Raw genomic sequence first — 24110 nt, 5'->3', positions numbered from 1 at the left:
ACTATAAAATAAAGCAAATAAATTCTTAGAATAGTTTCAATCTGATAAGAAAGTGCTATAAACCTTCAATGAGATTTAATAAACTACTTGGATTAATAAATAAATAGATGATAAAAAATAAGAAAACAAAAAGGACTCCTTTTCTAACGATTCCAATTTGATAATAACGAACGCCAATTTTGGGTTCTTTAAAAATCATATAATAAGGAATCTTGATGTAGAAAAATATTGAAATAGCAGTATTTAAAAGACCAAAAATTAATACAATCATCAACAAAATACTTTTTGAAGTTTGGTATGATTCCCAAAGTGCCGTAAAAATCAATAGCTTTCCCGTAAAACCAACCGTTGGAGGCAAGCCAACTAATGCAATCATAACAACCACCGCAGCTAAACCCAAGAATATATTCTCTTGGCCCAAACCTCGCAAACTTTCTAACTCATAACTCTCGGTTTTTAGTGCTAGTAAATCTATCAGAAGAAAAGCGGCAAGCGTAATAAACCCATAGGTAGCCACATAAAAAATGGCCGATTTAACACCAATCTCACTGGTTGCCAATAAACCAACAAGCATAAATCCGGCATGAGCAATTGTTGAGTAGCCTAAAAGACGCTTCGTATTGGTTTGCCATAAAGCTGATAAGTTTCCTATGGTAATTGAAGCCATTATTATTACCGAAAGTAAAAGCTTGAAATCAATTGCTAAATAAGAATAAAAACGAATTAGAACCAGAATCACAGCTGCTTTGGGAGCAATGGATAAAAAAGCCACGATAGGTGTAGGTGTAGCTTCATATACATCGGGTGTCCAACTATGAAATGGAGCTGCTGAGAGTTTGAATAATAACCCTCCGATTGTCATAAATACAGCTATTTGTGCAACCCATGTTGGATTTTGCGATAAGAAAGTAGCAAACTCTTGTCCAACAAAGTTTAAAGTACCAGTCATTCCATAAAGCAAGGAAATCCCATAGAGCATCACGGCCGAACTTGTAGCTCCAAACAAAAGGTATTTGATTCCTGCTTCAGTATTATTTTTTCCTTTATTAAAAACGACCAAAATATAGGAGCAAATTGAAACCATTTCGAGCGAAACGTAGAGCATCAACCAATTGGTTGTCATTGTCATAATAAATAAACCCCACACTAATGCTAAAAAAATGGCATAAAATTCTCCAACGACTTTATATCCTACCACCAAAACATGAATCAATACAGCAACTGCCGAAATTGCTATAATTAACTTAAAAAATAAGCTTGTACTATCTAAATAAATCAACTGCCCAAAAAGAACACTACCCGACTCAAAATATTGCTTATAAAATCCCCAGAAGGTATAAAACACACAACTTACACTCAACAAAATACTTATAATGAGCACATTAAATAGTACATAAATTCGTTCGTTATCAAATTTTTGTAAAAATGTTATTGCCGCAACTATCACCAGAAACAATAAACCAAATAGTAAATCGGGCAATAAGACACGTGAGCTAAAAAGAATATGTGATAATTTTTCGAGCATTGAATTTCTTCTGTTGGATTTCGGGAACTTCCAAAATTTAGGTTATGAGCTAGTTTAAAATGCTTGTAAAAAATGCTTCACAGATTCACCTGAAATATCAAAAATTAAGTTCGGAAATATTCCAAAAATAATCGAGAGTAGTGCCAAAGAATATAGCATTATTATTTCACGTAAATCAAGGTCTTTCATATTTTCTTCCTGTCCACGATTGGCCCAAAAAGTACCAAAAAACATTTTTTGCATAGTCCACAAGAAATATCCTGCTGAAAGAACGATTCCAATCATAGCAAGCATTGCCGACCAATCTGGTAAAATAGTTGATTGAAAACCACCCATGATTGTAAAAAATTCACCAATAAAACCTGGTAATGTAGGCAAACCTAATGCCCCAAAGAAAGCCACCGTAACAGCCAAAGTAAAATAAGGCATTGCACTTGATAGACCTCTGAAATTTTCAATAAGGCGATTATGCGTTCGGTCGTATATGACCCCCGCAACGAGGAATAACATAGCCGAAACCAATCCATGACCAAACATTTGATACACCGTTCCATTTACCCCCTCAACAGTCAATGAAGCTAAACCTAATAAGACAAAACCCATGTGCGAAATTGAGGAATAGGCAATCATTTTTTTGAGGTCAGCTTGAGCTAGTGCATTATAAGCCCCATAAATAATTGAAATAATGCCAGCCCCTGCGATTATATAGGTAAATTGATAAGCGATATCTGGGAAAAATCCGTAAGCAATTCTAATAAAACCATAAGCACCGACCTTTAATAAAACCCCCGCTAAAACTACCGAAACTGGCGTTGGTGCTTCTACGTGGGCATCAGGTAACCATGTATGAAAAGGAACCGAAGGTAACTTAATGCCAAAACCAATAATTAATAAAACAAAGGCAAAAAGGCGAGCAGGAACCCCTAATATTGTTTGTTTTTCTATTGGATGTAAAAGACTATTCGGAATATAATTATTGAAATCTACTAATTGTCGGAAATCAAAAGTATGTATTGTACCTCCTATCTCTCGTGAAAAAAATGAGTCCTGCACAGACATTGATAAGCCAATCATGACTATCAAAATAAAAATTGAACCTACTAAGGTGTAAATAAAAAACTTTATTGCCGCATATTCTCTTCGTTCGCCTCCCCATATTCCAATCAAGAAATACATGGGTAATAGCATAAATTCAAAGAATAAAAAGAATAAAAAGAAATCTAATGCGGCAAAGCAGCCGATGATACTTCCTGATAACAATAAATATAATGAATGATAAGCCTTATGACGATAATTGATGGTAAATGAAGAAATTGAACCAATTAATAAGACAATTCCCGAAAGCAGAATCATGGGCATGTTTATGCCATCAACTCCCAATAGATAATCAATGGACAAAACACCTAAATTTCCTAAACTCATTCGAATCCACTCGTGCTGTTCAATAAATTGATAATCAGAAACTTGTCTATCAAAGTTATTGTATAGCGTGATAATATTAAGTAGATTAATTACATTGACAATAACCGAAATCCACTTAAATGAATCACGGTAACTACTAGGCAACAACAACACCATTGCTGAACCAAGAATTGGCAAAAAAATGAGTGTTGAAAGTAAAAAGTTATTCATATCTATTTAGACGATAGTCAATTGACTAATAACAATTAATTTAATAGGTTTAGCTATCTCGGTAATGGCTAACCTTAACCTACCAATAAAATAAGCATTACAATAATCACAAAAATAAAAATGGTTATGATATAAGTTTGTGCTTTCCCATTTTGTATTTGTCTAGTATAAGAGCCAACTTTGCTAGTTGTACTTGCTACTAAGTTTACGAAATAATCAATCACATTTTTTTCAAACCAATGGGTCAAATTCGACCAAGTTACTGTAAACGTACCAACTGAATTGACAAATCCATCAATGACAACCCTATCAAAAGTATTAATTTTCGGACTTATCCAAATCATTGGTCTTACTAAAAGCCATTGATATAATTCACTTAAATAATAATTCTTAAAAATAAATCTTGCAATGTATCCTTTAGGTTCACTTTGTTCATTATCAATTCTATTGATTTCTTCTTTCGTGAAAATATAACCTAATAAAACACCACTCAATGACACTAAAATAGCAATATAAGCAACCCAATGATAACTATGAGATTCGTGCTCAAATGTTTTGAAAAACCAACTAGTTTCCGCAGAAAAGGGGTTAATAGAGAATATGAATCCAAATGAAGCAATCGCCATCACGATAGAAGATAATTCCATTGGACCTATCTTAGAAAGAAAATCCATTAAAGAGTCCTCTTCAGCGTGGCGGCGTTCGGCCTCTACACGTTCTTCATCATCTTCTACATTTACAATTCCTTCAATGCTTTTTACAACACCTTTATAAATACTTTTGGCACTTGATGAAATCAATTCGAGTGGGTTTTCTTCTCTTTCAAAAAACACCAAAAATACTTGACGCATCATGTAATAGGCACTCATAGCCGCAACCACTAAACAAATGGCTGGTATGATGAAAAATGCCTGTTTAGGTTGGTGAGATGCCCACTCAAATGCAGCAACAACAATGGCATCTTTTGAAAGAAATCCAGAAAAGAATGGAATACCTGCCAAAGCGGCTGCACAAATAGTATATGTATAATAAATAATCGGAATTTCTCTTCGTAAATCTCCCATCTTACGCATATCTTGCTCGTGGTGCATGTGGTGAATCACGGCTCCCGCAGAAAGAAACAACCCGGCTTTAAAAAAAGCATGAGTAACTAAGTGAAAAAGTGCGGTATTTACCGCTCCTACTCCAATACCAACAACCATTAAGCCTAGTTGAGAAATCGTTGAGAAGGCCAGTAATTTCTTTATATCATATTGAATTAATGCAGAAGCTGCACCAAAAAACATCGTAAGTGTGCCTACAATGGTCATGACTAGCAATGCATCCTGCGAAAGAATAGGCTGAATTCTAGCCATCAAGAAAATACCAGCAGCAACCATTGTAGCAGCATGAATCAAGGCTGAAACTGGAGTAGGCCCTTCCATGGCATCAGGCAACCAAATATTTAATGGTAATTGAGCTGATTTAGCAACACACCCCAAAAATAGTAACACGCCAATAGTTGTGATTATTGGACTATTAAGCGAAGCCGAAGCCATCACTTGAGCCTTTGCTGCAATTACAGAAATATCAAGTGTTCCAAAGTATCTATAAACCAATAAAATTCCAATAAAAAAGCCTACGTCTCCCACCCTATTCACTAAAAATGCCTTCATTGCAGCATTTGTAGCTGATTTTTTCTCATACCAAAAACCTACCAAAAGATAAGAACACAGGCCAACCAACTCCCAAAACATAAAAATCATAAACAAGTTTCCCGAAATTACGATACCAATCATCGCCAAAATAAACAAATTCAAATAGGCATAGTATCTACCAAAACTCGGGTCGCCTTTCATGTATTTAAAGGAAAAAACCTGTACCCATAAGGCGATAAATTGTACAACAAAGTACATCAAAAATGTTAGGTCATTGAGGAGAATATCAATTGTGAAAAGCTTGTCGCTTATATAAAACCATGGATATGAAATGACATCGCCCGAAATATCACTCAAACGAATACCCATCGAAAACAAGACACCAATAAAATTGATAATAATTGAAAGAAAACCAATGGATTGTTCACTCAGTTTATTCCGTTGGTACATACAAAACGAAAAACCGAATAAGTAAAACAATATATTGAGTAAAATGACTAATTCTGCAGACATCCAATAATGGTTCTTTTTTTGCAAATATCCAACCTTATGGTCGATAATGCAAAAATGAAGCCGTTTTTTATAAAAGAAAAACAAGTAAATGTTAGATTAACTATTTACAAAAAAGATTACTTTTGCTAGATATCTCTATTTATCCTACCATAATAGTATGAAAAAGCCATTTTTAGGATTAAGAACCTCCATTTATAAAGTTTCAGATATATATGCTGCAAAGATGTGGTATAGCCAAGTATTAGGTATTTCGCCTTATTTTGATGAAGTATTTTACGTTGGTTTTAATGTGGGGGGCTATGAATTAGGCCTTCAACCTGAAGAAGAAAATCAAGCAAAAGGAGAAGGAGTAAGTACATATTGGGGAGTAAACGATGTGTATGAAACTTATCAACAACTGCTAAATGCAGGAGCTACAATGAACGAAGAACCAACTGATGTTGGAGACGGTATTGTGGTTGCAACTGTAAAAGACCCTTGGAACAATATTTTGGGAATTATCTATAACCCTCATTTTATAGTCTAATTTATTTTACACAGCGAAAACCCACATGCATAAGCGAGGTTTCGGGCGAGGTAAACGAGCGTCCCGAAACTCTGTATCCATGGCACCAACCCGGTTCACAAAGAAAAGAACCTCCTTTTTCAACCTTTTCGAGGGTATCAGTAGGCATTTTCCCTTGGTTAATATCTTCATAACTAATTTTCCAATTATCGCACCACTGCCACACATTTCCAGTCATATCTGTTAAACCAAGTTTGGTTTTGCCAAAATAACCCACAGGTGAAGTGTAGAAAAATCCATCCGTATTTTTATTATATTCAGGAAAAACACCATTCCAAGTATTTGCAAGAGCTTTTCCATTTTTTTCGATGTCATTACCGAATGGATATAGCGTACGGTCATTTGTTCCGTTTCGAGCAGCATGTTCCCACTCAATTTCAGAAGGGAGCCGCTTACCAGCCCATTTGGCGTAAGCAACTGCATCATACCAAGACACTTGTGTAACTGGATGATTATCAGGAGCTTTAGGTTGGTCTTTACCTTGTGGGTATTCCCAATTTGCCCCTTTCTTTAAAGTCCATCCCTTTGCCTCAACATCAAAAAATCCACCATCACCAAAACGTTCTGCATAAGTCACATATTTGGTTGCTTTCACAAATTCACGAAACTGAGCTACGGTTACGGGAGAAATATCCATAAAAAAAGGTTTTACCTCTACCCAAAACATAGGTTTTTCGAAGGACATACCATCAGTTGCACCAATTTGTGTGTATCCACCTGGTACGTAAACCATACCTGCTGGCACTTGCAAATTCTTTGGCAATTCTTGCTTCACGAGTTCTTTCGGAGCTTCTTTTAGGATTTTCACAGTTGATGAAAACTCATAAAAATTAGCATCATTTTCGGCTGATTTACAAGCATTTAAAGCAAGAAATAATGAAATGTATAAGCTCAGTTTCTTCATTGGATTAATCAAAAAGAGGCCAATTTACGCCTAAGTAGAACGTTCTTCTTAAACCTGGGTAAGTAGAACTTACATAATATCCATTAAGTGGAAAACCTTGATTCACGTGAGCAAATTTAAAGAAAAGTTTTACCTTTTTAATCTTTAAATCTGCAAAAGCATCTGCCACAGGAGTGCCCCAAACCAACTGCTGGTCTTGTAGGTAAAACTGGCGATTGAGTGGCATAAAGTTATCAGCTTTATAGGCTGTTCTATAATAAATCTCAAGCCCCGTACTGATAAGCAATGTCTTTGCATATAAAAATGTGTAAGCAATTTGCGTATTATTGGTAAACCTTGGCATTCTTATAAATTGCTCTTCTGAGTTAGCAACAAAATATGATTGGTTTGAGATTGACCACTTCTTCCACTGATAATTTAAACCTAAACCAACTCTAAAAATACTAATTGGCACGGAAGTTTGTGTAGCCTGTGCCTGCTGGTTATAATAAATATAGTTTTTAATTAGGGAATAATTAGCACTCGGCGTAAATGTCCATCTACCTGATAATATGGTAGTGGTTGCTCCAATATTGTTTGAAAAAACATTTTTCAATGAAGTGTTTCTACGGTAAGCAGCACTTACAAAATATTCATCCAAAATATTTGCTGGAGAAGAAAGCTGCAAAAAGCTTAGTTTTATCTTTGGGCTTAGATATTCGGCCTGCAATCGGAGATTTCCATTCGTACCAAACTCTGTTTCAGCATAAGCTCGGCGAACACTATCAGGAAAAAAGTAATTAGCCCACCCGCCAAGTAAAGTTTCAGATTTTAATTTTAAACGAAAATCATCTCCAAAATCTGATTTTAAATTAAAGAAACGTTGACGAATATATAGGCGATATGCAAAGCCCCTGTAGATTCCTTTGATTCCAAATTTATTTTCTAACAAGCGGTACCTAACATCCATTGAAAGGGTATCTTTTGAACTTTTAGGCGAAAGATGGTAATAGCTTGTACTAGCGGCAGAATCTGACCCAAATTTTACATCGGTATATAAATCACGGCGTTTCTGATAATCTAAAGTATGATAAACTTGGAAGCCATTACTAAGCTTATATTGATGGTAAATATGCCATTCGTTTCGCCAATCTCTTGAAGCAGCCCCTGTACGTTTCGATAAATAATCACGATAATTTCCTAAACTATTCTCCGCTACAAAATTTACAGTATCCGATAATGGCTTAATACCTCCTTGCTCCAAAGGGGCGTGATTAAAATGGTTGTAACTTCCTAAAATAATATATTTACCATCTTTTGATTCATAATTACTATGAAATAAAGCTGCCCAACTATCAACCGAACGCTCTTCTCTTGTCTGTGGTGCACCATACTGTTTCGACGCCGCCAAACGCCTCACATCAAGTGTAGCATTAAGGCGTGGCTTTATATTTTGCGAGTGGATAAAGTGCATAATACCTGTTCCGCCACCAGATTGAACATAGTGCACATTTGTATAAGGCGATTTAGTATTAAAATAGGTAGTTTTTCGAACATCAAATGCGTAAGGAGCATAAGCATTATAACCTAAATTTTTAGCAACATCTGTTGAAGGCAAAAAAAACAATGGTTTGATGGCAGTTCCAACATTTCCTAAATCTTGATACAATAACCCACTTTGCAGTGAAAAATCAAATAAATGAAAATTTGTTAGGGAAGTATCAGGATTATAGAAGGTTTTGCGATTATTAAGAATATCATCTTCAAGCATATAACGAACTGTTTTTACTCCATACACTTGCTTGGTAGAATCATCTAAAATTTGGGCGTAGGAAAATCCGTATATTACTGATAGTAAGAATGTTAAAATTATATACTTTTGCTTCATCTAAATATTCTCTAGCTTAAAAATAGCTTTGTACAAATGCCTTTCTCGAGCAGAAAAGCTTATTCTACACAAATGATAACGCAATTTACAGTAAATCTTTGAAAGAGAAGTTAAGAAAGAATCGTTAATTCTTCTTAAAGATTATAAAAAATGCTTGAGAATCACTCCAAATCAGGATTTGAAAATCATTAATTAACTAATAAGTACCTAAATCAATCAAGCAATTACCCAACCTAAAAATAATCCTCCGAGAATGATTAAATAAGTTGGCACTAATCTAGTTTGTAGTAAAATCAAGGTGAAAATTACTGTTAGGTTGGCAACTACATCGGTAGCCATAGGTTGGAATAATGACAATGCGGCGGCGGCAGTTAAGCCAGTAGATGCAGCGTTAATACCTTCAAGAGATGCTCTAATTCCACGATATTTTTTAAGCTGTTCCCAAAATCTAATTACAAAAAATATAAGAAATATCCCCGGCAAAAAAATCCCAAGTGTAGCCATAGCACTCCCTAAAATCTCACCTCCCATGCCCCAATTTCGCATCGATAATGCTCCTACAAAAGCAGAAATTGAAAAAACTGGCCCTGGGGCAACCTCTACTAATGCAACACCCGAAAGAAATTCATCTGGTGATAAATAATGCTTAAATTCAACAAACTCATTGTAGAGTAAAGGCTTAAGTATGTGCCCACCACCAAAAGCTAAGCTTCCATTTCTATAAAAATTCTCAAACAGTCTTATTGGTAATGAATGAGTTAGCTTACCCAAAACAACTGCAAACAATAATACGCCTAACCAAATAAAGAAGTTTCCCCATTCAATTTTTATTGGCTGCTTTTCCATCTTTTCTTGCTGACCAAACTTCAAAGAAGTAGCTAGTCCTCCTAGTAAAATCCAAATTGGAGTAATATAGGGTGAATGGAAAATATAAGCGGCTATTGCTGCGAAAAGCATTAAAACAACACTTGTTTTGGTCTTTATTACCTTTGAGCCGATGGCATAGGTTGCAAAAATAATAAATGCAACACCCATTGGTTTTATGAATCTCGTGATATTAATTAGATTTGCTTCACCAACAAATGAGACCCCCAAAGCTGCTAGGGTCATAAGTATAGTTCCGGGTAAAACCCAGACTAATAAAGTAAGATAAGCTAAACTTGGCCCTCCTAAACGAAAACCGATAGCAGTGATAGTTTGGGTAGAAGTTGGGCCCGGCAATACTTGACAAAGTGCTTGAAGTTCAAGTATTTCGGCCTCAGAAATATAATTATGTTTACGAACAAGTCTATCCAAAAACATCGTCAGGTGTACTTGCGGCCCACCAAAGCAAGTGAGTGCGAGTATCAGTACGTCTTTCAAGAAAATGATGTAACGAATCTGACGTGTTTTGGTCATAATTTAAATTCTTTCAAAATTCTTAGTGATTTAATTCACAGAGAATGGTGGATTAAAAATAGCAAAACTACTTGAACAAAGTCAATTTGAAGAACTTCAAATTGACTTTGCAATAACTATTTCTTGAAGCCTAATTCACGTAAACGTTCAGCTAAAAATTCTCCAGCAGTCATATTTTCATAACGGCGTGGATTTTCGGCATCAACGCATGAATCCAAGCAAGTTAAATCCATATCACCTCTTGGGTGCATAAAAAATGGAATTGAGAAACGAGAAGTTTTCATTTTCTCTCTTGGAGGATTCACTACACGGTGAATGGTTGATTTCAACTTATGGTTAGTAAGTCTATCAAGCATATCACCAACATTAATAATAATTTGTTCAGGTAAAGCAGTAACTGGAATCCACTTACCATCTAAACGTAAAACCTCTAAACCTTCAGCCGACGCACCCATTAAAAGCGTAATCAAGTTGATATCTCCGTGAGCTGCGGCACGCACTGCCCCTTCGGGAATTGCATCTGGATTTTCGATTGGGAAATAATGTAGTGCTCGTAAAATACTATCGCCATTTCTTACCTTATCTTCAAAGTAATCTTCTGGCAAATTTAAGTATAAAGCAATGGCACGAAGTAGTGTCTTACCCGTACTTTCAAAAGTTTTATAAACTTCTATAGTGTACTTCTCGAATTCTGGTACTTCAGTTGGAAATATATTTGATGGCATATCTCCTTCTGCTATTGGCTGCCCAACATGAAAAAACTCTTTCAAATCTGGCTTAGTAAAACCTTTGGCTGTTTCCTTACCTTTACCCACATATCCACGCTGGCCTAAAAGCTCTGGAAACTCATATTTAGTTTTAAATTCATCGGCTTGATAAAAGAATTTTTGAACTGCTGCATATAATTTCTCACGAAGTTCGTCAGATAATCCATGATTTTTAATTGCTACAAAACCAATCGTATTAAAGGCCGCCCCCAAATCTTGCACGAACTTATCTTTACGTACGGGGTCGCCTGATGTAAATTCCGCTAAATCAAGTGACGGAATTGAGTCAAGAAGTGTTTGTTCCATTAGATGAAGATTTTTTCGCAAAATTAAAGAAAATCATTGATTGTGAGAAATGACCAGACTCAGAATTAATAAATGTGTATTTTTACTTAGTTTTATAATTAAAAAATACTAGAATTTCGCATCAATTCAGCAATCAATATTCCCCAATAAGTGCCTGTGGCATTTCCTAAAGCACCCACTAAAATACCAGGTAAGGTTAAATCTGTACGGTCTAAACTTCGTGAAAGTGCCATAGCAGATGCCGAACCGCCAACATTTGCCTGTGAAGCAATCGAAATGATATCCCAATCTTGTTTTAATAATGCACCTAAGCCGTAGATAATTATACCGTGTACAATGGCGAGGATACTCACAAATAAGAGAAGCACCATTGCCAATTCCCCATCTTTTAGGAGAGCAGGCACATCGCAATACGCTCCAATAACTGCCAAGAATAAATAGACACCTAATAAACCCATTAATTTATGTCCTTTCAGTTTATTTATAGCAGGAATTTGAGCTAAAAGTAAAGCAATTGTAGTTAACCAAATAACCGTTGGAATTTGTGGAACTTGGGTACTTAACCAAGCAGAAACACGAATACCCATGAAACTAATAGCTAGTAAAAAAGCTAAATCAAAAGGTCTCACACTTTCAATGTCAGAAGAATAATGTTGCGTAGCATTTTGAGTTTCCTCATTAACTTCCATTAATTTCTTTCTTGGAAATTTTTTGTTTAAAATCATCGGGAAGACCAACGTAGCGATTACCCAAATAGCAGAAATAATATTATCGGCAACTGTTGCCGCTGAAAAAAGTCCTCCTTGTTGAGAAACACCATAATGCAATGCCACTGCATTGAAATTAATGCTACCTCCAATATAAGTTCCTGTATACATACCCCCAATGGCGTAAAATAACTCCCCTATTTTAGTTTTGCCACTGACTAAAGTCATAGCAACCACTGCACCAATCATAGTGGCTACCGAACCAATTAGAAACATTATAAGCATTGGTCTTCCAGCTTTCTTCAAACTGTTTAGATTAACACCCAGTAGCATTAAGAATATGGATAATGGAGCAATATATGTAAAAATACCTTCGTAGAGTGGAGTAGCTGGAGTAGAAGCAGGAATTATACCTAAGTTTGCAATAATTGCCGTGAGAATAATCACCATCAACCCCGTTCCTACATGACGAAAAAAGGGTTTCTGACAAACCCACTCGGAAATAACAATATTAAGGCATAAAACTGCCAAAATCGAAAGTGAATCAGTAAACATTTTAAGTGTAGGTTTAGGGTCGATTGAATATAAAAAAGAAATGAGATTTTGGTAAATCTCATTTTCTTATTTATCATCAAAATCTTAGAGCGTTACGATTGCACTCTTTATAAATGAACCATCTTTCGATTTTAGCTTCAAAACATCAGCTTTAGATGGGTCAATGGCAGCCTCGTATATTTCATTTTTGGCACCACTCTTAACTTCCATCACTACATAAAAACTCCCCTTAGCAGAAGTATTTGTTTTTAAAATAAAGTTATCGTGAGGTGTTTCTTGTTCAAAATTTGGTGTTTTTGATTTAGCTTTTCCTGCCCAAGTTGCCAAATTTTCTGATTTAAAATCAGAAATATCGAAGTGTCCTTCACGAGCTTCTTCTTCATCTTCTGGCATAGCTGCCACTTTTGCTGGCACAAATAGGTTTTCAACAAAATTTCTTGCTGAATCTTCTACCCAAACTGCCACAACAGGAAGTTCGGCTTTTCCATCTTTTTCAATTAGAATACTCAATGGCTTACCTTGAGCATCTTTATTTGTAACTACCTCATTAAAAGAAAGTTGTGTTGCACGTGGAGGTCGCTTTCCAGCAAAAATTCGTCCACCTTCAGCAATTGGCTCCAAAACTTCGGTTGCCCCGCCTACCAAAAGCACCAAGAAAATTCCACCAGCTACCCAGAGTTCTTTTTGGAATTTGCCGCTTTTACGTTCTTTTGAATAACCAGTAATTGATGACCAGTTATTAACAATGTGAAAGATGGCAAAACCCACAAATAATAGACCAAAAATTGTATGGGTCATTTCTACTGCATGAGCTTTTTGCTTGATATACAATAAGATACCAGTGATTGAAAGTGCCAAAAATGCAAAGGCAATGGTTAGGCTAATAAGATTTTTTTTCTTCATTTAGGTAAAAGAATTTTAATTGTTTGCATAAATGTAAAAAAATAAGGGTGAATCGAAAAATCTCAATCGACTATTTAACTGCATTATTAGATAAATAGTACTGAATAAACTATAATCAAATACTTATATGTGTAAATAAACCTCGCCCCTACTCAAAATCCGAGCGGTACGAATTACACCAGACTTAAGAATTTTAATATTTGATTTTGATGTTAGTCCATCTGAAATAGATAGTTCATATTCAAGATTTACAGTAAACTCTCCCGATGGATGTTCTATACTCAATGCCGAGTGAGTTTCGGTATTCTTATTTGTAAATCGTAAATCGTCCTTTATAAACTCATAACAAATTGACTCGGGAATTATACAAGCTGTGGCAACGGAAACCGCTGCTAAAACACCAATAGCTTCGTGCACAACATGTGGAATAAACATTCTTGTGTTAATTATGCCTCCAGATTCAGGTGGTGAAACCAAGCACATTTTAGGAATGGATTGGTCTTTTACATCTCCTAAATTCATCAATTGGCCAGCTTTTAGCCTAATTGCTTCAATTTTTTGCTTTAATTGAATATTCCCTTCTAAAATTTCTTTGCTTTCATTTCCGACTAAACCCAAATCAGATGCACGCATAATTACTATAGGCATTCCATTATCAATGCATGTAGTTTCTATACTTTCAATTACGTTGACAGCATTTCCAGTTGGAAGTAGTGCCCCACAAGTAGAACCAACTGTATCAAGATAATTACAGATAATTGGTGCAGAACTTCCGGGAACGCCATCTACCTTGGTATCTCCTTTTGATTCTATAACTCCATTTGGTGTTTGAACCACTACCTCGCAGATGCCACCCGTATTTAGAATATTTATTTTAGCAGAAGTGGTTGGACTTTTTGCTTCAATTATACCTGTTTCGATGGCAAAATGTACGATTCCTGCTAAAATATTTCCACAAGTTTGAGTTGTTGAAACCTTGCCTTTTCCTACTACCACCTGCACGAAATCATAATCTAAATCACAATCTGGATTCTGCGACCTGCTGATTATTGCCACTTTACTGGTCAGAGAAGTAGCTCCCCCAAGTCCATCAATTTGACGAGCATCTCCTTCAGTTGTGCCTTCCATCGCCAAAAGCAGCATCTTATTTCTTTCTTGCTCATCTTTGGGCAAATCTTCAGCTTTGAAAAACAAGCCTTTTGAACTTCCTCCTCTAATTTGATAAAATGGAATTTTCATGTAATTATTTATTTTTTGAACGAAAATTATACAGAATTACAAGAGTAGATATTCGCAAAAACTAATGATTACTTAATTTTTCTAAATTATTTCTAGTTCCTCGCGTTACGATTGGTTCAATCCCCTTTGCTTCAAGCATTTCAATCACAGCTTCCATTTCATACATTCTACGAATGGCGTGAGTTTTACTTCCTTCTACAAAGCGGTCGATTAATTCGTCATTTCCTCCAATAAGTGAACTAATTTGACCTCTAATGTAAGCTTCCATTCCAAAAGCCTCACCTGCTTCCATTGCCTCGCAAACAACAGCGGCGATTCCTTTATATACAATCGAGCGTAATAATTTTCGAGTGGCAGCATCGCCAATCAGACTATTTTCTAAGACTTTTAAATCAAGATTAAGATTTTTAATTTTATCCAAAAATTCAGTGGCATACTCACCAGATGCTAATAATGGCGTAAACATTCCTTTGGGTGGAACTGGAGCCATAATTGCTAAATCAATAAATTTAACTCCAGAAGGCTTTAAAACTTCAGCAATTTTTTGTTTTTTTTCAGGCCCAGAGGTATTCATTTCACAGAAAAACTGATGCGGATTCAAAGAGCTAACCAATTCTTCAGCAATTTGTATCGAAACCGATGAAAGATTTGCACTAAAAATAACATCTGCTCCAATAACAGCTTCAGCATTACTTTTCTTTATTTCTATTAATTCATCTAATTTTCTAATTGGATTAGGGTCGAAACCTACTACTTTTATGCCTAATTTTACTAAATCATTGGCGAAATGACTTCCCGCTTCTCCAAGACCAAGAAGTGCAATTGTTAATTTTTCATTCTTCATTATTCGTTTTCAATTAACTTATTACCAACCATATTTTTCTCTCCAACCATAAATATCAATCGAAACCTTACCTTTCCTTAACTCTGAACGCGTACGTTCTTCTTTGGCCTCACGAGCCATTGCTTTTTCGATGGTTTCTTCAATTTTATTTTGAGGAACTACAACTACTCCATCACGGTCTCCAACAACTATATCGCCAGGATGAATCAATACTTCTCCAATGACAATTGGTTCATTGAGCGTCCCATCTCCATGATTTGATGTACCTCTGACACATAACCCCCTCGAAAAAACAGAAAAACCCATCGCCTCAATATCATCTGCATCTCTTACACAAGCATCAATAACTAACCCATTTATACCTTTTGTTTGAGCACCAAGGCTCATTAAATCTCCCCAATAACCAGCTTCATAAAAACCCGAACAATTGGCAATCAAAACATCTCCAGCTTGTGCATAAGCATAAGCACGGTGTAATAAAACATTATCACGAGGCATGGTTTGAATGGTATAGGCAGGGCCGCATACTTTCATATTTTTCGCAATTGGTTTAATCGCTGAAGGTAAATAGCCTTTGTTTCCAAGTGCTTCACAGATAGTAGCAGTCGAAAATTTCGAGAGTTCTTTATACATACCTTGAAAATAAATAATTGGTTGTTTTTTGTTATTTAAGTTAAATAAATACCTAATAACTAAAATATAGTATTTGTTACCCTTGGCAAATGGCTTTGAAAAGCCTCTGCATATTTAACATCTTTTTGACCCGAAATTCGTCTCGCATGATTTGCTCTTCTTCCGCCTAATTCGGTGTAATATTCAACAAGGTATTTTTGTGCACCCATACAATTCATTGCGGCAATTTTTTTGTCAAATATCGATGAAATATCAACAAAAGTATCAGGTTTAAAATCACAAATTTCAGGTTGGTGTGGCTCAAAAGAATACCACATCGGTGGAGCTATATTTTTGAATGCACTTGCCACTCCCGCCCCACAAGAAAGTAATCTTGCTCGTTCGGTAGCTTGATAAGCCAATGGATGGTCAGGGTTAAAAGGGTCTTTTGCCGAGTGTGTTAGAATAACCGTTGGTTCAAAATCTCCGATAATTTGAGTTAGCTGAGCGATTCTTTCATCTGAAATCAACATTGGGTAATCTCCCCAATCTAAAAACTGAATAGGCGTTCCAAAAATATCAGCAGCTTTTTGAGCTTGTTCATGGCGAATAACCTTTACACTCTCTTCAGTTCTATTTGGATTTTCTTTCCAAAGCTCCCCAGATTCTCCTCTTTCACCATAAGAAAGGCAAACTACTAAGGTTTCGGCTCCTTGCTCTACACTTTTAGCGATAGTGCCACCACTTCGCCAAACAAAGTCTGCTGAATGTGCAGAAATTACAAGTAATTTATTCATTTATTTAATATTTGTAATAAAATATTCTACGTTAAATAGAGTTTCGCTTCAATATAAAATATGTATTAAAAATTGAGCACCTTTACAAAAGTTCATCAGGCATTGGTGTACCACGAGTATGAAAACTTTCAACGGTTTTTAGTCCCCACGCTTGTCCTTTCATTCGTTCTTCTCGATTCCATACAATGGTTTCATAATCTGGGTCAAGAATTAATCTTGCCGTTGGATTAGCAATTTCAATTCTATTACCACCCGGCTCATAAAGATATAAAAAGAATGTCTGCTGAATGGCATGTTTATGAGGACCCGTTTCGATAAAAACGCCATTTTCTAGTGCAATATCTGCGGCAAGAAGTACTTCTTCTCTACTATTTACAGCATAAGTTAAATGATGGAAACGACCGTTTAAACCAGAATGGTCTTCAGTAATAGCCAAATCATATGATTTATTATTTACCGATACCCAAACGCCTTTAGGACCATCTTCAAACTCAATTCTTTCGGTATTTCTTCCACCTAAAACGCCAAATTGAAAATTAGCAAAAGCTCTGATATCTCTAGCTAAAAGATTCAAATGGTCAATTCTTCTGACATTCATGCCACGACCAGGAAATTTACTACTCGTATTTTTCAAAGCAGATTGCGTTTCTCTTGTAGGCTTATACTTATTAGAATCGAAATAAAGTTCACAAATATGCCCATCAGGATAACGAAACTTATATGCTTTTCCATAACCACATTCATGGTCTTCCCAACCAATACCTAATCCAGTAGCTTCAATGGCTTTCGCACGGGCTCCCAATGACTCTCGACTTCTTGCACGCCACGCAAAATGTCCAATACCCGAATGACGATGAGCCGTAAGCTTTAAAGTATGGTGCTCGTAATCGTCATAGGCTCGTAGATAGGCAGAGTTTCCACTAACTTCGGTGATATACATGCCTAGAATTTCATGAAAGAAACGTATACTTTCATCTAGTTTTGGCGTAAGTAGCTCAACATGAGCCAAATGGGCAATTTCCCAAGTGAGGTTTTCCATTCAATCGGTATTTTATGTTTTACAAAATTCAGTTGTTTTTGGTGATTTATCAGGAAACTATTTTTACTTTTATAGATACAAATTGAACATCACTCAATGAAACAAGAGAAAAGTATTTTAAACTTTGAAGGGCTATATGGTGATGATTATGGAAGATATTCTTCAGAATATATCTTCTTGGAATTGATTGCCACACGTAGTCAACTTTTTAATTGGACAATCAAACCGCACATTCATTCGCAACTTTTTCAGCTATTTATTGTAAGAAAAGGCTCACTTTTGTTTCAAGAAGCGACGCAAGAACATCAACTTCAAGCACCATGTATTACGCTTATACCTCCAACCAAATTACATGGCTTGGTTTATAACCCAGATGTAGAAGGGTATATACTTACCTTATCTGAAAGCATTATTGATGAAATTTTTAAAACATCAAGTGTAGTTTGGAAAACACTGGAAGATATCAGAATATTGAATCACTTTGAAGATAAAACTTTCGATAAAATTCAAAAAAATTTAGCCAATATTGAGTTTGAATTATTTGGAGAAAATCCTGAACGCTATCTAATGCTTAGGGCTTACTTGACGGAATTATTCATAAGTTTACATCGATTAACCAAGCAAGAAGAAGCACAACAAAATGATTCGATGACAATGGCACATTTTAGAAAGTTTCAGCAATTAATTAAACAAGCTAACTACCCAAAAAGTATTCCCGAATTTGCCGATGAACTTAATATTTCATCAGTTCATTTAAATCGTATATGCAATGCCGTTTCAGGTAAATCGGCCATAGAATTAGTACATCAAAATATCATTAATGAAGCACAAAAATACCTATTGCACACTTCTTATTCGGTTTCTGAAATTGCATATATGCTAAAGTTTGAGTATCCTAACTACTTTGCCAAACTCTTCAAAAAGCATACTGGAGTTTCTCCTTTAGAATTTAGGAAGATGGATAGAAAGTAAATTGTTTAATTAATTATTTTTATCTTTGAGGCGAATTTTCCTCTTTTTATCAAATTATTTTAATTAAATGTCAGAATTTCCTCCTTGCCCAAAGTGTAAATCAGAATATGTATATCCGAGTGATGGCTTACTGATTTGTCCAGAATGTTTTTATGAATGGAATCCAGAAGATGAAGCAGCGGAAGCAGTTGAAGATGGAACCTTCAAAGTTTTAGATTCAAATGGCAACGAACTCAAAGATGGTGATACAGTGGTAGTTATCAAGGACTTACCTGTAAAAGGAGCTCCAAAACCAGTAAAAGCTGGGACAAAAGTAAAGAATATCCGCTTAGTGGATTCCAATGATGGACACAATATTGACTGTAAAATTGATGGTTTCGGGGCAATGGGTCTAAAATCCGAATTCGTTAAAAAAGCTTGATTCAAAAGCCACGAAACTAATCAGAATCGTGGCTTTTTTTTATCTCTTTAATAATTTAAAACCAATATCACGCCCTTGTCCTTTAAACATGGCAAGATTTATCCAAAAGAAAGCAAATTGTTCCATCAACTGAAATTTATCATTTCCACCAATATCATAACATACTCCAAAACCAACATCAAGGGCTAATTTTGTGGAAACCTTTTTGCCTTTTTCTGAATCTCCCGCTACGAATGCATCAATGGCATAGTCTCCGTAATGGGTATCTAACATATTATTGAATCCTGTTGTATTGAAGCATTTAACTACATCTTTGGTAGCTGTATTTGCTAAAATTGCATCGGTGGTATTAGAAAATCCTGCTGGGCCTCTACCCATGACGATGTTCATAGTATCAATAATCACTTTGCCTGTGGTATCCCCTAACGACTGAGCAACTTCAGCTGCCATCGGGGCAGGTATTGCCAAAACGACAACTTCACATTGTTTTACAGCACTTTCAACGCTAGTAAAGCGGTCTTCTCCAATTTGAGTAGCCAATTTGATTGATTTTTCGCTCAAAGGAAACTTCGCTCCAACTAATACATTATGACCTGCTTTCATAAATTTTTGAGCTAATGCTCCACCCACATTCCCTGAACCAATAATTGCAATTTTCATATTTTTTGAGTTTTATGAGATTTTTTACCCGCTGATTTTTAATAAATATAACCGTTTTCTGATTCTAATTTAGTTGGTAAACTATTTTCTCCAAGCATTTCTTTTAAATCTCTTTCAATTGTATTACACATCGAAGTCATTGGAATATCTGTAATACGATTTTCGAAAGGGTCTTCGTTTACTTCGCCAACTTTTCCCATCACTCCAAATACAAAAGCCACCAAAATACTCAAAGGAATCATAAGGATTGGCATTCCCATTTTATTAAAATCTGAAATAAGTGAAAATGGTAAAATCACCATAAAAACCAAAAGAAAAAGTTTGGTAAAGAAATGATACTGACGCAAAAGTGGCGTATTTTTGATTCGCTCGCACGAACCTTGAAAGTTATTAAATCCGGCTAAAGTTGGTTCAAGACTGATATTATCGAATGCCCCCAAAATTTCACTTCTCATTCCTTCTTTAATCCTAATACCTTGATTTTGAAGCAAATAATTAGGTTTATTGGCCTTTTTACTTAATTCTTCAAACTCCCCAGCAGAAAGTAAATGCTTCAGTTCTTCCCAAGAATTTTGACGACGAAGGTGCAGACGCAAAGCATGGGCAAAAGCAATTTGACGATAAATTAATTCTTTTTTAAAGGCCTCTACTTGTTGTTTTGAAGCCTTGCCGATTATTACCGCATTATCGGCATTTGCGATAATCTGTCGGGCAAAGATTCTACTATTGTTGATAACTCCGCCCCAAATGGTTCTGGCCTCCCACCAACGACTATAAGCGTTATTATTGCGAAAAGCAAGAAAAATTGCCAAAGCACTACCTAAAATGGCTGCAATTGAAAATGGTAAGCTTACTTTTTCTAAGTGTTGATTGTGGTAAAGAAAATACACCGAAACCGAAATGACAGTTGAAACTACCAATTCGGTACGCATGTAGCGAGCCACGGCAAATGGGTTAAATATTTTTCGTAGAATCATGATTTTTAAAATTCATTTCGTATAAAAATGCCTAAATTATTGGTACTGGTAAACGTATTTTTTCCAGCTTGATTAAAATCCATCATCAGACCACTAGCCCAAGTATGGTATCTTGCTCCTAAACGGAAACGTTCGGTAAAATTCCAGATTTGATTTTTGGGATTGTAAACAGGAAACAATTCCGCTTGTATAAAACCTCTCCATTGGTTGTTGAATTTAGGTTGGTAGCGAAAAAGTCCGAACAAATCGAGGTTATTATTTTTCTTCAAATCAGAAACAAACCAGCCAAAAAACATAAAATCACCCTTTTGCTTAGAGTATTGCACGCCTACTTTGGGAGTAAAACCAGCATTAAGAAAAGCCCCTACTCCTACAATACCGATTCCATTTTTGAAATTATAGGAAATGGCATTGGTTGAACCGAACGCTGTTGGCGAATTTTTGTAATCTGTACTGGCTCTATTTCGACTAAAAAATAATAATGGTGTTCGCCTGGTCTCTAGAGTTTTTAAAGTTCTTGAACCACATTAAATCAACCCCTGCACGTTTATCCCCTGCATAAAGCTCAACAGATTGTGCATTTAATCTTATATTTGTACTTAAACATAAAACCACCAACGATGACAGAAAATGATATTTCATACAAAATACGAGGCTGTATTTTTAGAATTTTTAATAATATTTGTCCAGGACTTCTAGAAAGTGCCTACGAAGCTGCTCTAATTTATGAACTTCGAAATTCTGCTTAACTGCTAATAACCAAGTTACACTACCTATGATTTATGAAGATGTAAAAGTTGACATTGCGTATCACTTAGACATCGATGTTGAAAATAAAGTCATTATCGAACTTAAATCGGTAAAAAATCTTCTGGTTTTGCTTCATAAACAATAGATTACCTATTTGAAACTTTCAGGAATGAAACTCGGTATTTGGGTTAACTTTAACACCGATAATATTTCAAAAAGTATTTTCAGAAAAGTAAATGGTTTATAAATCTACGGTTTTATTTTTTTACCCACTGATTTGCACAGATTTTTTACCGCTGATTTTCGCTGAATTTATTTACAATTCACTTGAAAGAAGTCCGATTTTATTTCCTTCGGTATCAATGATTATGGCAGCAAATCCAAACTTACCGAGGTGCATTTCAGCAATAATTACTTTCCCACCAGCTGCTTCAACTTTACTTACAGCTTCGGTGAGTTTACCAAAAGCATTTAGATAAATAACTGGACCATCTGTGGTTGGCTTTAAGTCTGGGCGAACTACAATTGACCCCCCGACAGCTTCGCCAGTATTAAACGGAACATTGAAAAGGATTAAATCGCCATTATCAAAAGTGCCTTTGCGAACGTTTCCGCTAAGTACTTTAGAATAAAAGCCAAAGGCTCTTTCTAAATCAAGGGCAGGAATCTCAAACCAATTGATTGCGTTCATGGTAGTTTATTTGTTTAAAGTTTTTACAACTAATTCGGCAGCGGCAGCACCAGAATTTTGTTGCTGACCAGTAATTAAATTTCCATCTTGAATTGCATAAGAAGAAAATGGAGCAGCTACTTTAAAGGTTGTTCCAACTATTTTCTTTGCTTCGTTTTCAATCCGATAAGGTTGTATTTTCATACCAACTGCTTGGTCAGCAAATTCTTCTTCGGCGTCAGCAAAGCCAGTCCATGTTTTTCCTGATACCAATAACTCACCATTAGATTTTTTTGCTTCTAAGAGTAAAGTTGTTGAGTGACAAACGGCAGCACTTGGTTTACCCGCCTCATAGAAATTAGCAAATAATATTTCTAAATCCTTATTTCCTCTGAAAGTGTACATTGGGCCTTGTCCACCTACCAAAAAGATTGCATCATAATTGGCAGCATCCACCTCTGTAAGTTTCTTGGTATTTTGCAACATATCATTGAACCATTGTTGTTGCATATAACCCAAAGAAATCACATCATGAGCTGAATAACCGCTTGCATCGGTCGGGTTTGAATAACCATCCATTTCTAATTTTCCACCTTCTGTCGAAACCAACTCAACTTCATATCCTGCTTCTTGAAAAACTCTTAAAGGGTGTGTAAGTTCGGCGGCCCAAAAGCCAATAGGCCAACCAGTTTGTTTTGAAATACTTGGTGAACTAGCCACCATTAAAATTTTACCTTTTACAGGTGCTCCGTGGAAATGTACGTAGTTGTTTACTTCAGTTATCATTTGTTTGTGTTTTAGATTTGATGTTGCAAAGATGTATCGCTAAACCCTCAAACCCATGTGTACCACTTTTTTGTATGATACATACTAAAAAGTATGTATGGAATTTTAAAGTGTGAATCTATATATTTGGGAAAAATATTTTTAACCACTGATTTACACTAAATTATATACATAAAAAGATACTTAAATGGGAGATTTTAAATACAATGGTAAGATTTACTATAATCCAGTAGAGTTTGCCATGGATAGAATCGGTGGCACATGGAAAATGCCAATTTTATGGCGTCTGAAAGACCGAGTGATGAGGTATAGTGAGCTACAAAAAGACATTCCACATATTTCGCAAAAAATGCTTACGACTCAACTGCGTGAATTGGAAGAAGATGGATTTGTGACGAGAAAAGTATATCCAGTAGTTCCACCAAAAACTGAGTATACAATTACCGACCGTGGACTTCGAGCTATTGAAGTTGTAAAAACTATCAGAGAATATGGATTAGAATTGATGAAAGAAATGAGAATAAATGATTAAGAATCTAAATTGATTTGTATTTTTAACTTTACAAATTCATCAATAAATCATTCATGCAAAGATTAGAAAGCTTTTCCAAAACTTATGAAATAGGCTGGAATAATTTAGATGCCAATGCCCACGTAAAAAACTCCGCTTATGCCGAATTTGGCGATGATGTCCGCATTGCCTTTTGGCAAACATGTGGTGCAAGTCCCTTACTTATGCACGAATTGGGCGTAGGGCCAATCTTATTTGATAGCTACATCCAGTTTTACAAGGAATTACACTTGAGCGAAATTATTATTGTGGATATTGCATTAGAAAATATCAGTGAAGATTTCCGCAAATGGAAAATCATTCAGCACATTTATAAACAAGAAGGATTAATTTTAGCGGCAAAAATTACACTTAATGGTTCATTTATGGATTTGAAAACCCGAAAAGTTTGTCCAGCCATTGGAGCAATGAGAGATTCGTTTTTAATTATGCCAACTAAACCAATTAAGGAATTTTAAAAGTACCTGAATGAAGTTTTGAATTTATTAAATGT

General features: G+C 35.6%; 26 protein-coding genes. 7 read left to right on the top strand and 19 right to left on the bottom strand.

The annotated features are described in order from the left end of the window. Positions 1–55: 55 nt before the first annotated feature. The 3 genes from A6M55_RS05200 to nuoL all read right to left on the bottom strand — a co-directional run bounded on the left by A6M55_RS05200 (position 56) and on the right by nuoL (position 5307). On the bottom strand, positions 56–1525 hold the full coding sequence (locus tag A6M55_RS05200) for an NADH-quinone oxidoreductase subunit N (RefSeq protein ID WP_064196806.1): 1470 nt from the start codon (positions 1523–1525) through the stop codon (positions 56–58). Positions 1526–1579: 54 nt separating this feature from the next. Beyond that, the gene (locus tag A6M55_RS05195; protein WP_015030277.1) at positions 1580–3157 is read right to left on the bottom strand and encodes a NuoM family protein; all 1578 of its coding nucleotides are present in this window, start codon (positions 3155–3157) and stop codon (positions 1580–1582) included. 74 nt (positions 3158–3231) lie between these two features. Continuing rightward, positions 3232–5307: an NADH-quinone oxidoreductase subunit L gene (gene nuoL / locus A6M55_RS05190; RefSeq protein WP_064196805.1), complete on the bottom strand. Its 2076-nt coding sequence runs from the start codon at positions 5305–5307 to the stop codon at positions 3232–3234. 157 nt (positions 5308–5464) lie between these two features. Here nuoL and A6M55_RS05185 point away from each other — a divergent pair, with 157 nt between their 5' ends. Beyond that, positions 5465–5833, top strand: coding sequence for a VOC family protein (locus A6M55_RS05185; protein ID WP_015030275.1), 369 nt, complete (start codon positions 5465–5467; stop codon positions 5831–5833). Between the two features lies 1 nt (position 5834). Here A6M55_RS05185 and A6M55_RS05180 read toward each other — a convergent pair whose 3' ends face one another. The 11 genes from A6M55_RS05180 to A6M55_RS05130 all read right to left on the bottom strand — a co-directional run bounded on the left by A6M55_RS05180 (position 5835) and on the right by A6M55_RS05130 (position 17810). Beyond that, on the bottom strand, positions 5835–6776 hold the full coding sequence (locus tag A6M55_RS05180) for a formylglycine-generating enzyme family protein (RefSeq protein ID WP_064196804.1): 942 nt from the start codon (positions 6774–6776) through the stop codon (positions 5835–5837). 4 nt (positions 6777–6780) lie between these two features. After that, the gene (locus tag A6M55_RS05175) at positions 6781–8643 is read right to left on the bottom strand and encodes a putative porin (RefSeq protein ID WP_064196803.1); all 1863 of its coding nucleotides are present in this window, start codon (positions 8641–8643) and stop codon (positions 6781–6783) included. A 216-nt stretch (positions 8644–8859) separates the two neighbouring features. Beyond that, on the bottom strand, positions 8860–10041 hold the full coding sequence (gene chrA, locus A6M55_RS05170) for a chromate efflux transporter (RefSeq protein WP_015030272.1): 1182 nt from the start codon (positions 10039–10041) through the stop codon (positions 8860–8862). Positions 10042–10157: 116 nt separating this feature from the next. Beyond that, positions 10158–11114 (bottom strand): isopenicillin N synthase family oxygenase, encoded by a 957-nt coding sequence (locus A6M55_RS05165; protein ID WP_064196802.1) that lies wholly within the window; start codon positions 11112–11114, stop codon positions 10158–10160. Between the two features lie 98 nt (positions 11115–11212). Then, positions 11213–12376 carry a DUF819 domain-containing protein gene (locus A6M55_RS05160; RefSeq protein ID WP_064196801.1) on the bottom strand — a complete coding sequence of 388 codons (1164 nt, stop codon included), beginning with the start codon at positions 12374–12376 and terminating at the stop codon, positions 11213–11215. 84 nt (positions 12377–12460) lie between these two features. After that, positions 12461–13279, bottom strand: coding sequence for a DUF4405 domain-containing protein (locus tag A6M55_RS05155; RefSeq protein ID WP_064196800.1), 819 nt, complete (start codon positions 13277–13279; stop codon positions 12461–12463). A 123-nt stretch (positions 13280–13402) separates the two neighbouring features. After that, positions 13403–14518 (bottom strand): 4-oxalomesaconate tautomerase, encoded by a 1116-nt coding sequence (locus A6M55_RS05150; protein WP_064196799.1) that lies wholly within the window; start codon positions 14516–14518, stop codon positions 13403–13405. Between the two features lie 61 nt (positions 14519–14579). After that, complete coding sequence (locus A6M55_RS05145; RefSeq protein ID WP_015030267.1) at positions 14580–15362, bottom strand: NAD(P)-dependent oxidoreductase; 783 nt, start codon at positions 15360–15362, stop codon at positions 14580–14582. A 21-nt stretch (positions 15363–15383) separates the two neighbouring features. Then, the gene (locus A6M55_RS05140) at positions 15384–15995 is read right to left on the bottom strand and encodes a 4-carboxy-4-hydroxy-2-oxoadipate aldolase/oxaloacetate decarboxylase (protein ID WP_064196798.1); all 612 of its coding nucleotides are present in this window, start codon (positions 15993–15995) and stop codon (positions 15384–15386) included. 59 nt (positions 15996–16054) lie between these two features. Continuing rightward, positions 16055–16771: a PIG-L deacetylase family protein gene (locus A6M55_RS05135; protein ID WP_064196797.1), complete on the bottom strand. Its 717-nt coding sequence runs from the start codon at positions 16769–16771 to the stop codon at positions 16055–16057. A gap of 82 nt (positions 16772–16853) precedes the next feature. Further along, a complete protein-coding gene (locus A6M55_RS05130) occupies positions 16854–17810 on the bottom strand; it encodes a VOC family protein (RefSeq protein WP_064196796.1) in 957 nt (318 codons plus the stop codon). 96 nt (positions 17811–17906) lie between these two features. Here A6M55_RS05130 and A6M55_RS05125 point away from each other — a divergent pair, with 96 nt between their 5' ends. After that, positions 17907–18782: a helix-turn-helix domain-containing protein gene (locus A6M55_RS05125; protein WP_064196795.1), complete on the top strand. Its 876-nt coding sequence runs from the start codon at positions 17907–17909 to the stop codon at positions 18780–18782. A 67-nt stretch (positions 18783–18849) separates the two neighbouring features. Next, a complete protein-coding gene (locus A6M55_RS05120) occupies positions 18850–19203 on the top strand; it encodes a zinc ribbon domain-containing protein YjdM (protein ID WP_015030262.1) in 354 nt (117 codons plus the stop codon). A 39-nt stretch (positions 19204–19242) separates the two neighbouring features. Here A6M55_RS05120 and A6M55_RS05115 read toward each other — a convergent pair whose 3' ends face one another. The 3 genes from A6M55_RS05115 to A6M55_RS05105 are packed head-to-tail and all read right to left on the bottom strand — an operon-like array spanning position 19243 to position 21166. Beyond that, a complete protein-coding gene (locus A6M55_RS05115; protein ID WP_064196794.1) occupies positions 19243–19863 on the bottom strand; it encodes an NADPH-dependent F420 reductase in 621 nt (206 codons plus the stop codon). 38 nt (positions 19864–19901) lie between these two features. Further along, the gene (locus A6M55_RS05110) at positions 19902–20840 is read right to left on the bottom strand and encodes a bestrophin family protein (protein ID WP_015030260.1); all 939 of its coding nucleotides are present in this window, start codon (positions 20838–20840) and stop codon (positions 19902–19904) included. A gap of 5 nt (positions 20841–20845) precedes the next feature. Beyond that, on the bottom strand, positions 20846–21166 hold the full coding sequence (locus A6M55_RS05105) for a hypothetical protein (RefSeq protein ID WP_064196793.1): 321 nt from the start codon (positions 21164–21166) through the stop codon (positions 20846–20848). Between the two features lie 294 nt (positions 21167–21460). On the opposite strand from A6M55_RS05105, the gene A6M55_RS17685 reads away from it, so the two are divergent. Beyond that, positions 21461–21589: a GxxExxY protein gene (locus A6M55_RS17685; protein WP_305952116.1), complete on the top strand. Its 129-nt coding sequence runs from the start codon at positions 21461–21463 to the stop codon at positions 21587–21589. A gap of 26 nt (positions 21590–21615) precedes the next feature. Continuing rightward, complete coding sequence (locus A6M55_RS17630; protein ID WP_255364411.1) at positions 21616–21735, top strand: GxxExxY protein; 120 nt, start codon at positions 21616–21618, stop codon at positions 21733–21735. 171 nt (positions 21736–21906) lie between these two features. Here the strand turns inward: A6M55_RS17630 and A6M55_RS05095 are convergent, their stop codons facing one another. Together A6M55_RS05095 and A6M55_RS05090 are read right to left on the bottom strand one after the other, a co-directional pair. Continuing rightward, positions 21907–22281 (bottom strand): VOC family protein, encoded by a 375-nt coding sequence (locus tag A6M55_RS05095; RefSeq protein WP_064196792.1) that lies wholly within the window; start codon positions 22279–22281, stop codon positions 21907–21909. Between the two features lie 6 nt (positions 22282–22287). Continuing rightward, positions 22288–23046 carry a type 1 glutamine amidotransferase domain-containing protein gene (locus A6M55_RS05090; protein ID WP_064196791.1) on the bottom strand — a complete coding sequence of 253 codons (759 nt, stop codon included), beginning with the start codon at positions 23044–23046 and terminating at the stop codon, positions 22288–22290. 187 nt (positions 23047–23233) lie between these two features. Between A6M55_RS05090 and A6M55_RS05085 the strand changes: the two genes are divergently transcribed. Together A6M55_RS05085 and A6M55_RS05080 are read left to right on the top strand one after the other, a co-directional pair. Further along, on the top strand, positions 23234–23578 hold the full coding sequence (locus A6M55_RS05085) for a helix-turn-helix domain-containing protein (RefSeq protein WP_015030256.1): 345 nt from the start codon (positions 23234–23236) through the stop codon (positions 23576–23578). A 53-nt stretch (positions 23579–23631) separates the two neighbouring features. Then, a complete protein-coding gene (locus tag A6M55_RS05080; protein ID WP_064196790.1) occupies positions 23632–24075 on the top strand; it encodes a thioesterase family protein in 444 nt (147 codons plus the stop codon). Positions 24076–24110: the final 35 nt, after the last annotated feature.

Source organism: Emticicia sp. MM (genome assembly GCF_001649495.1).
This window is presented reverse-complemented; position numbering and strand designations above follow the sequence as displayed.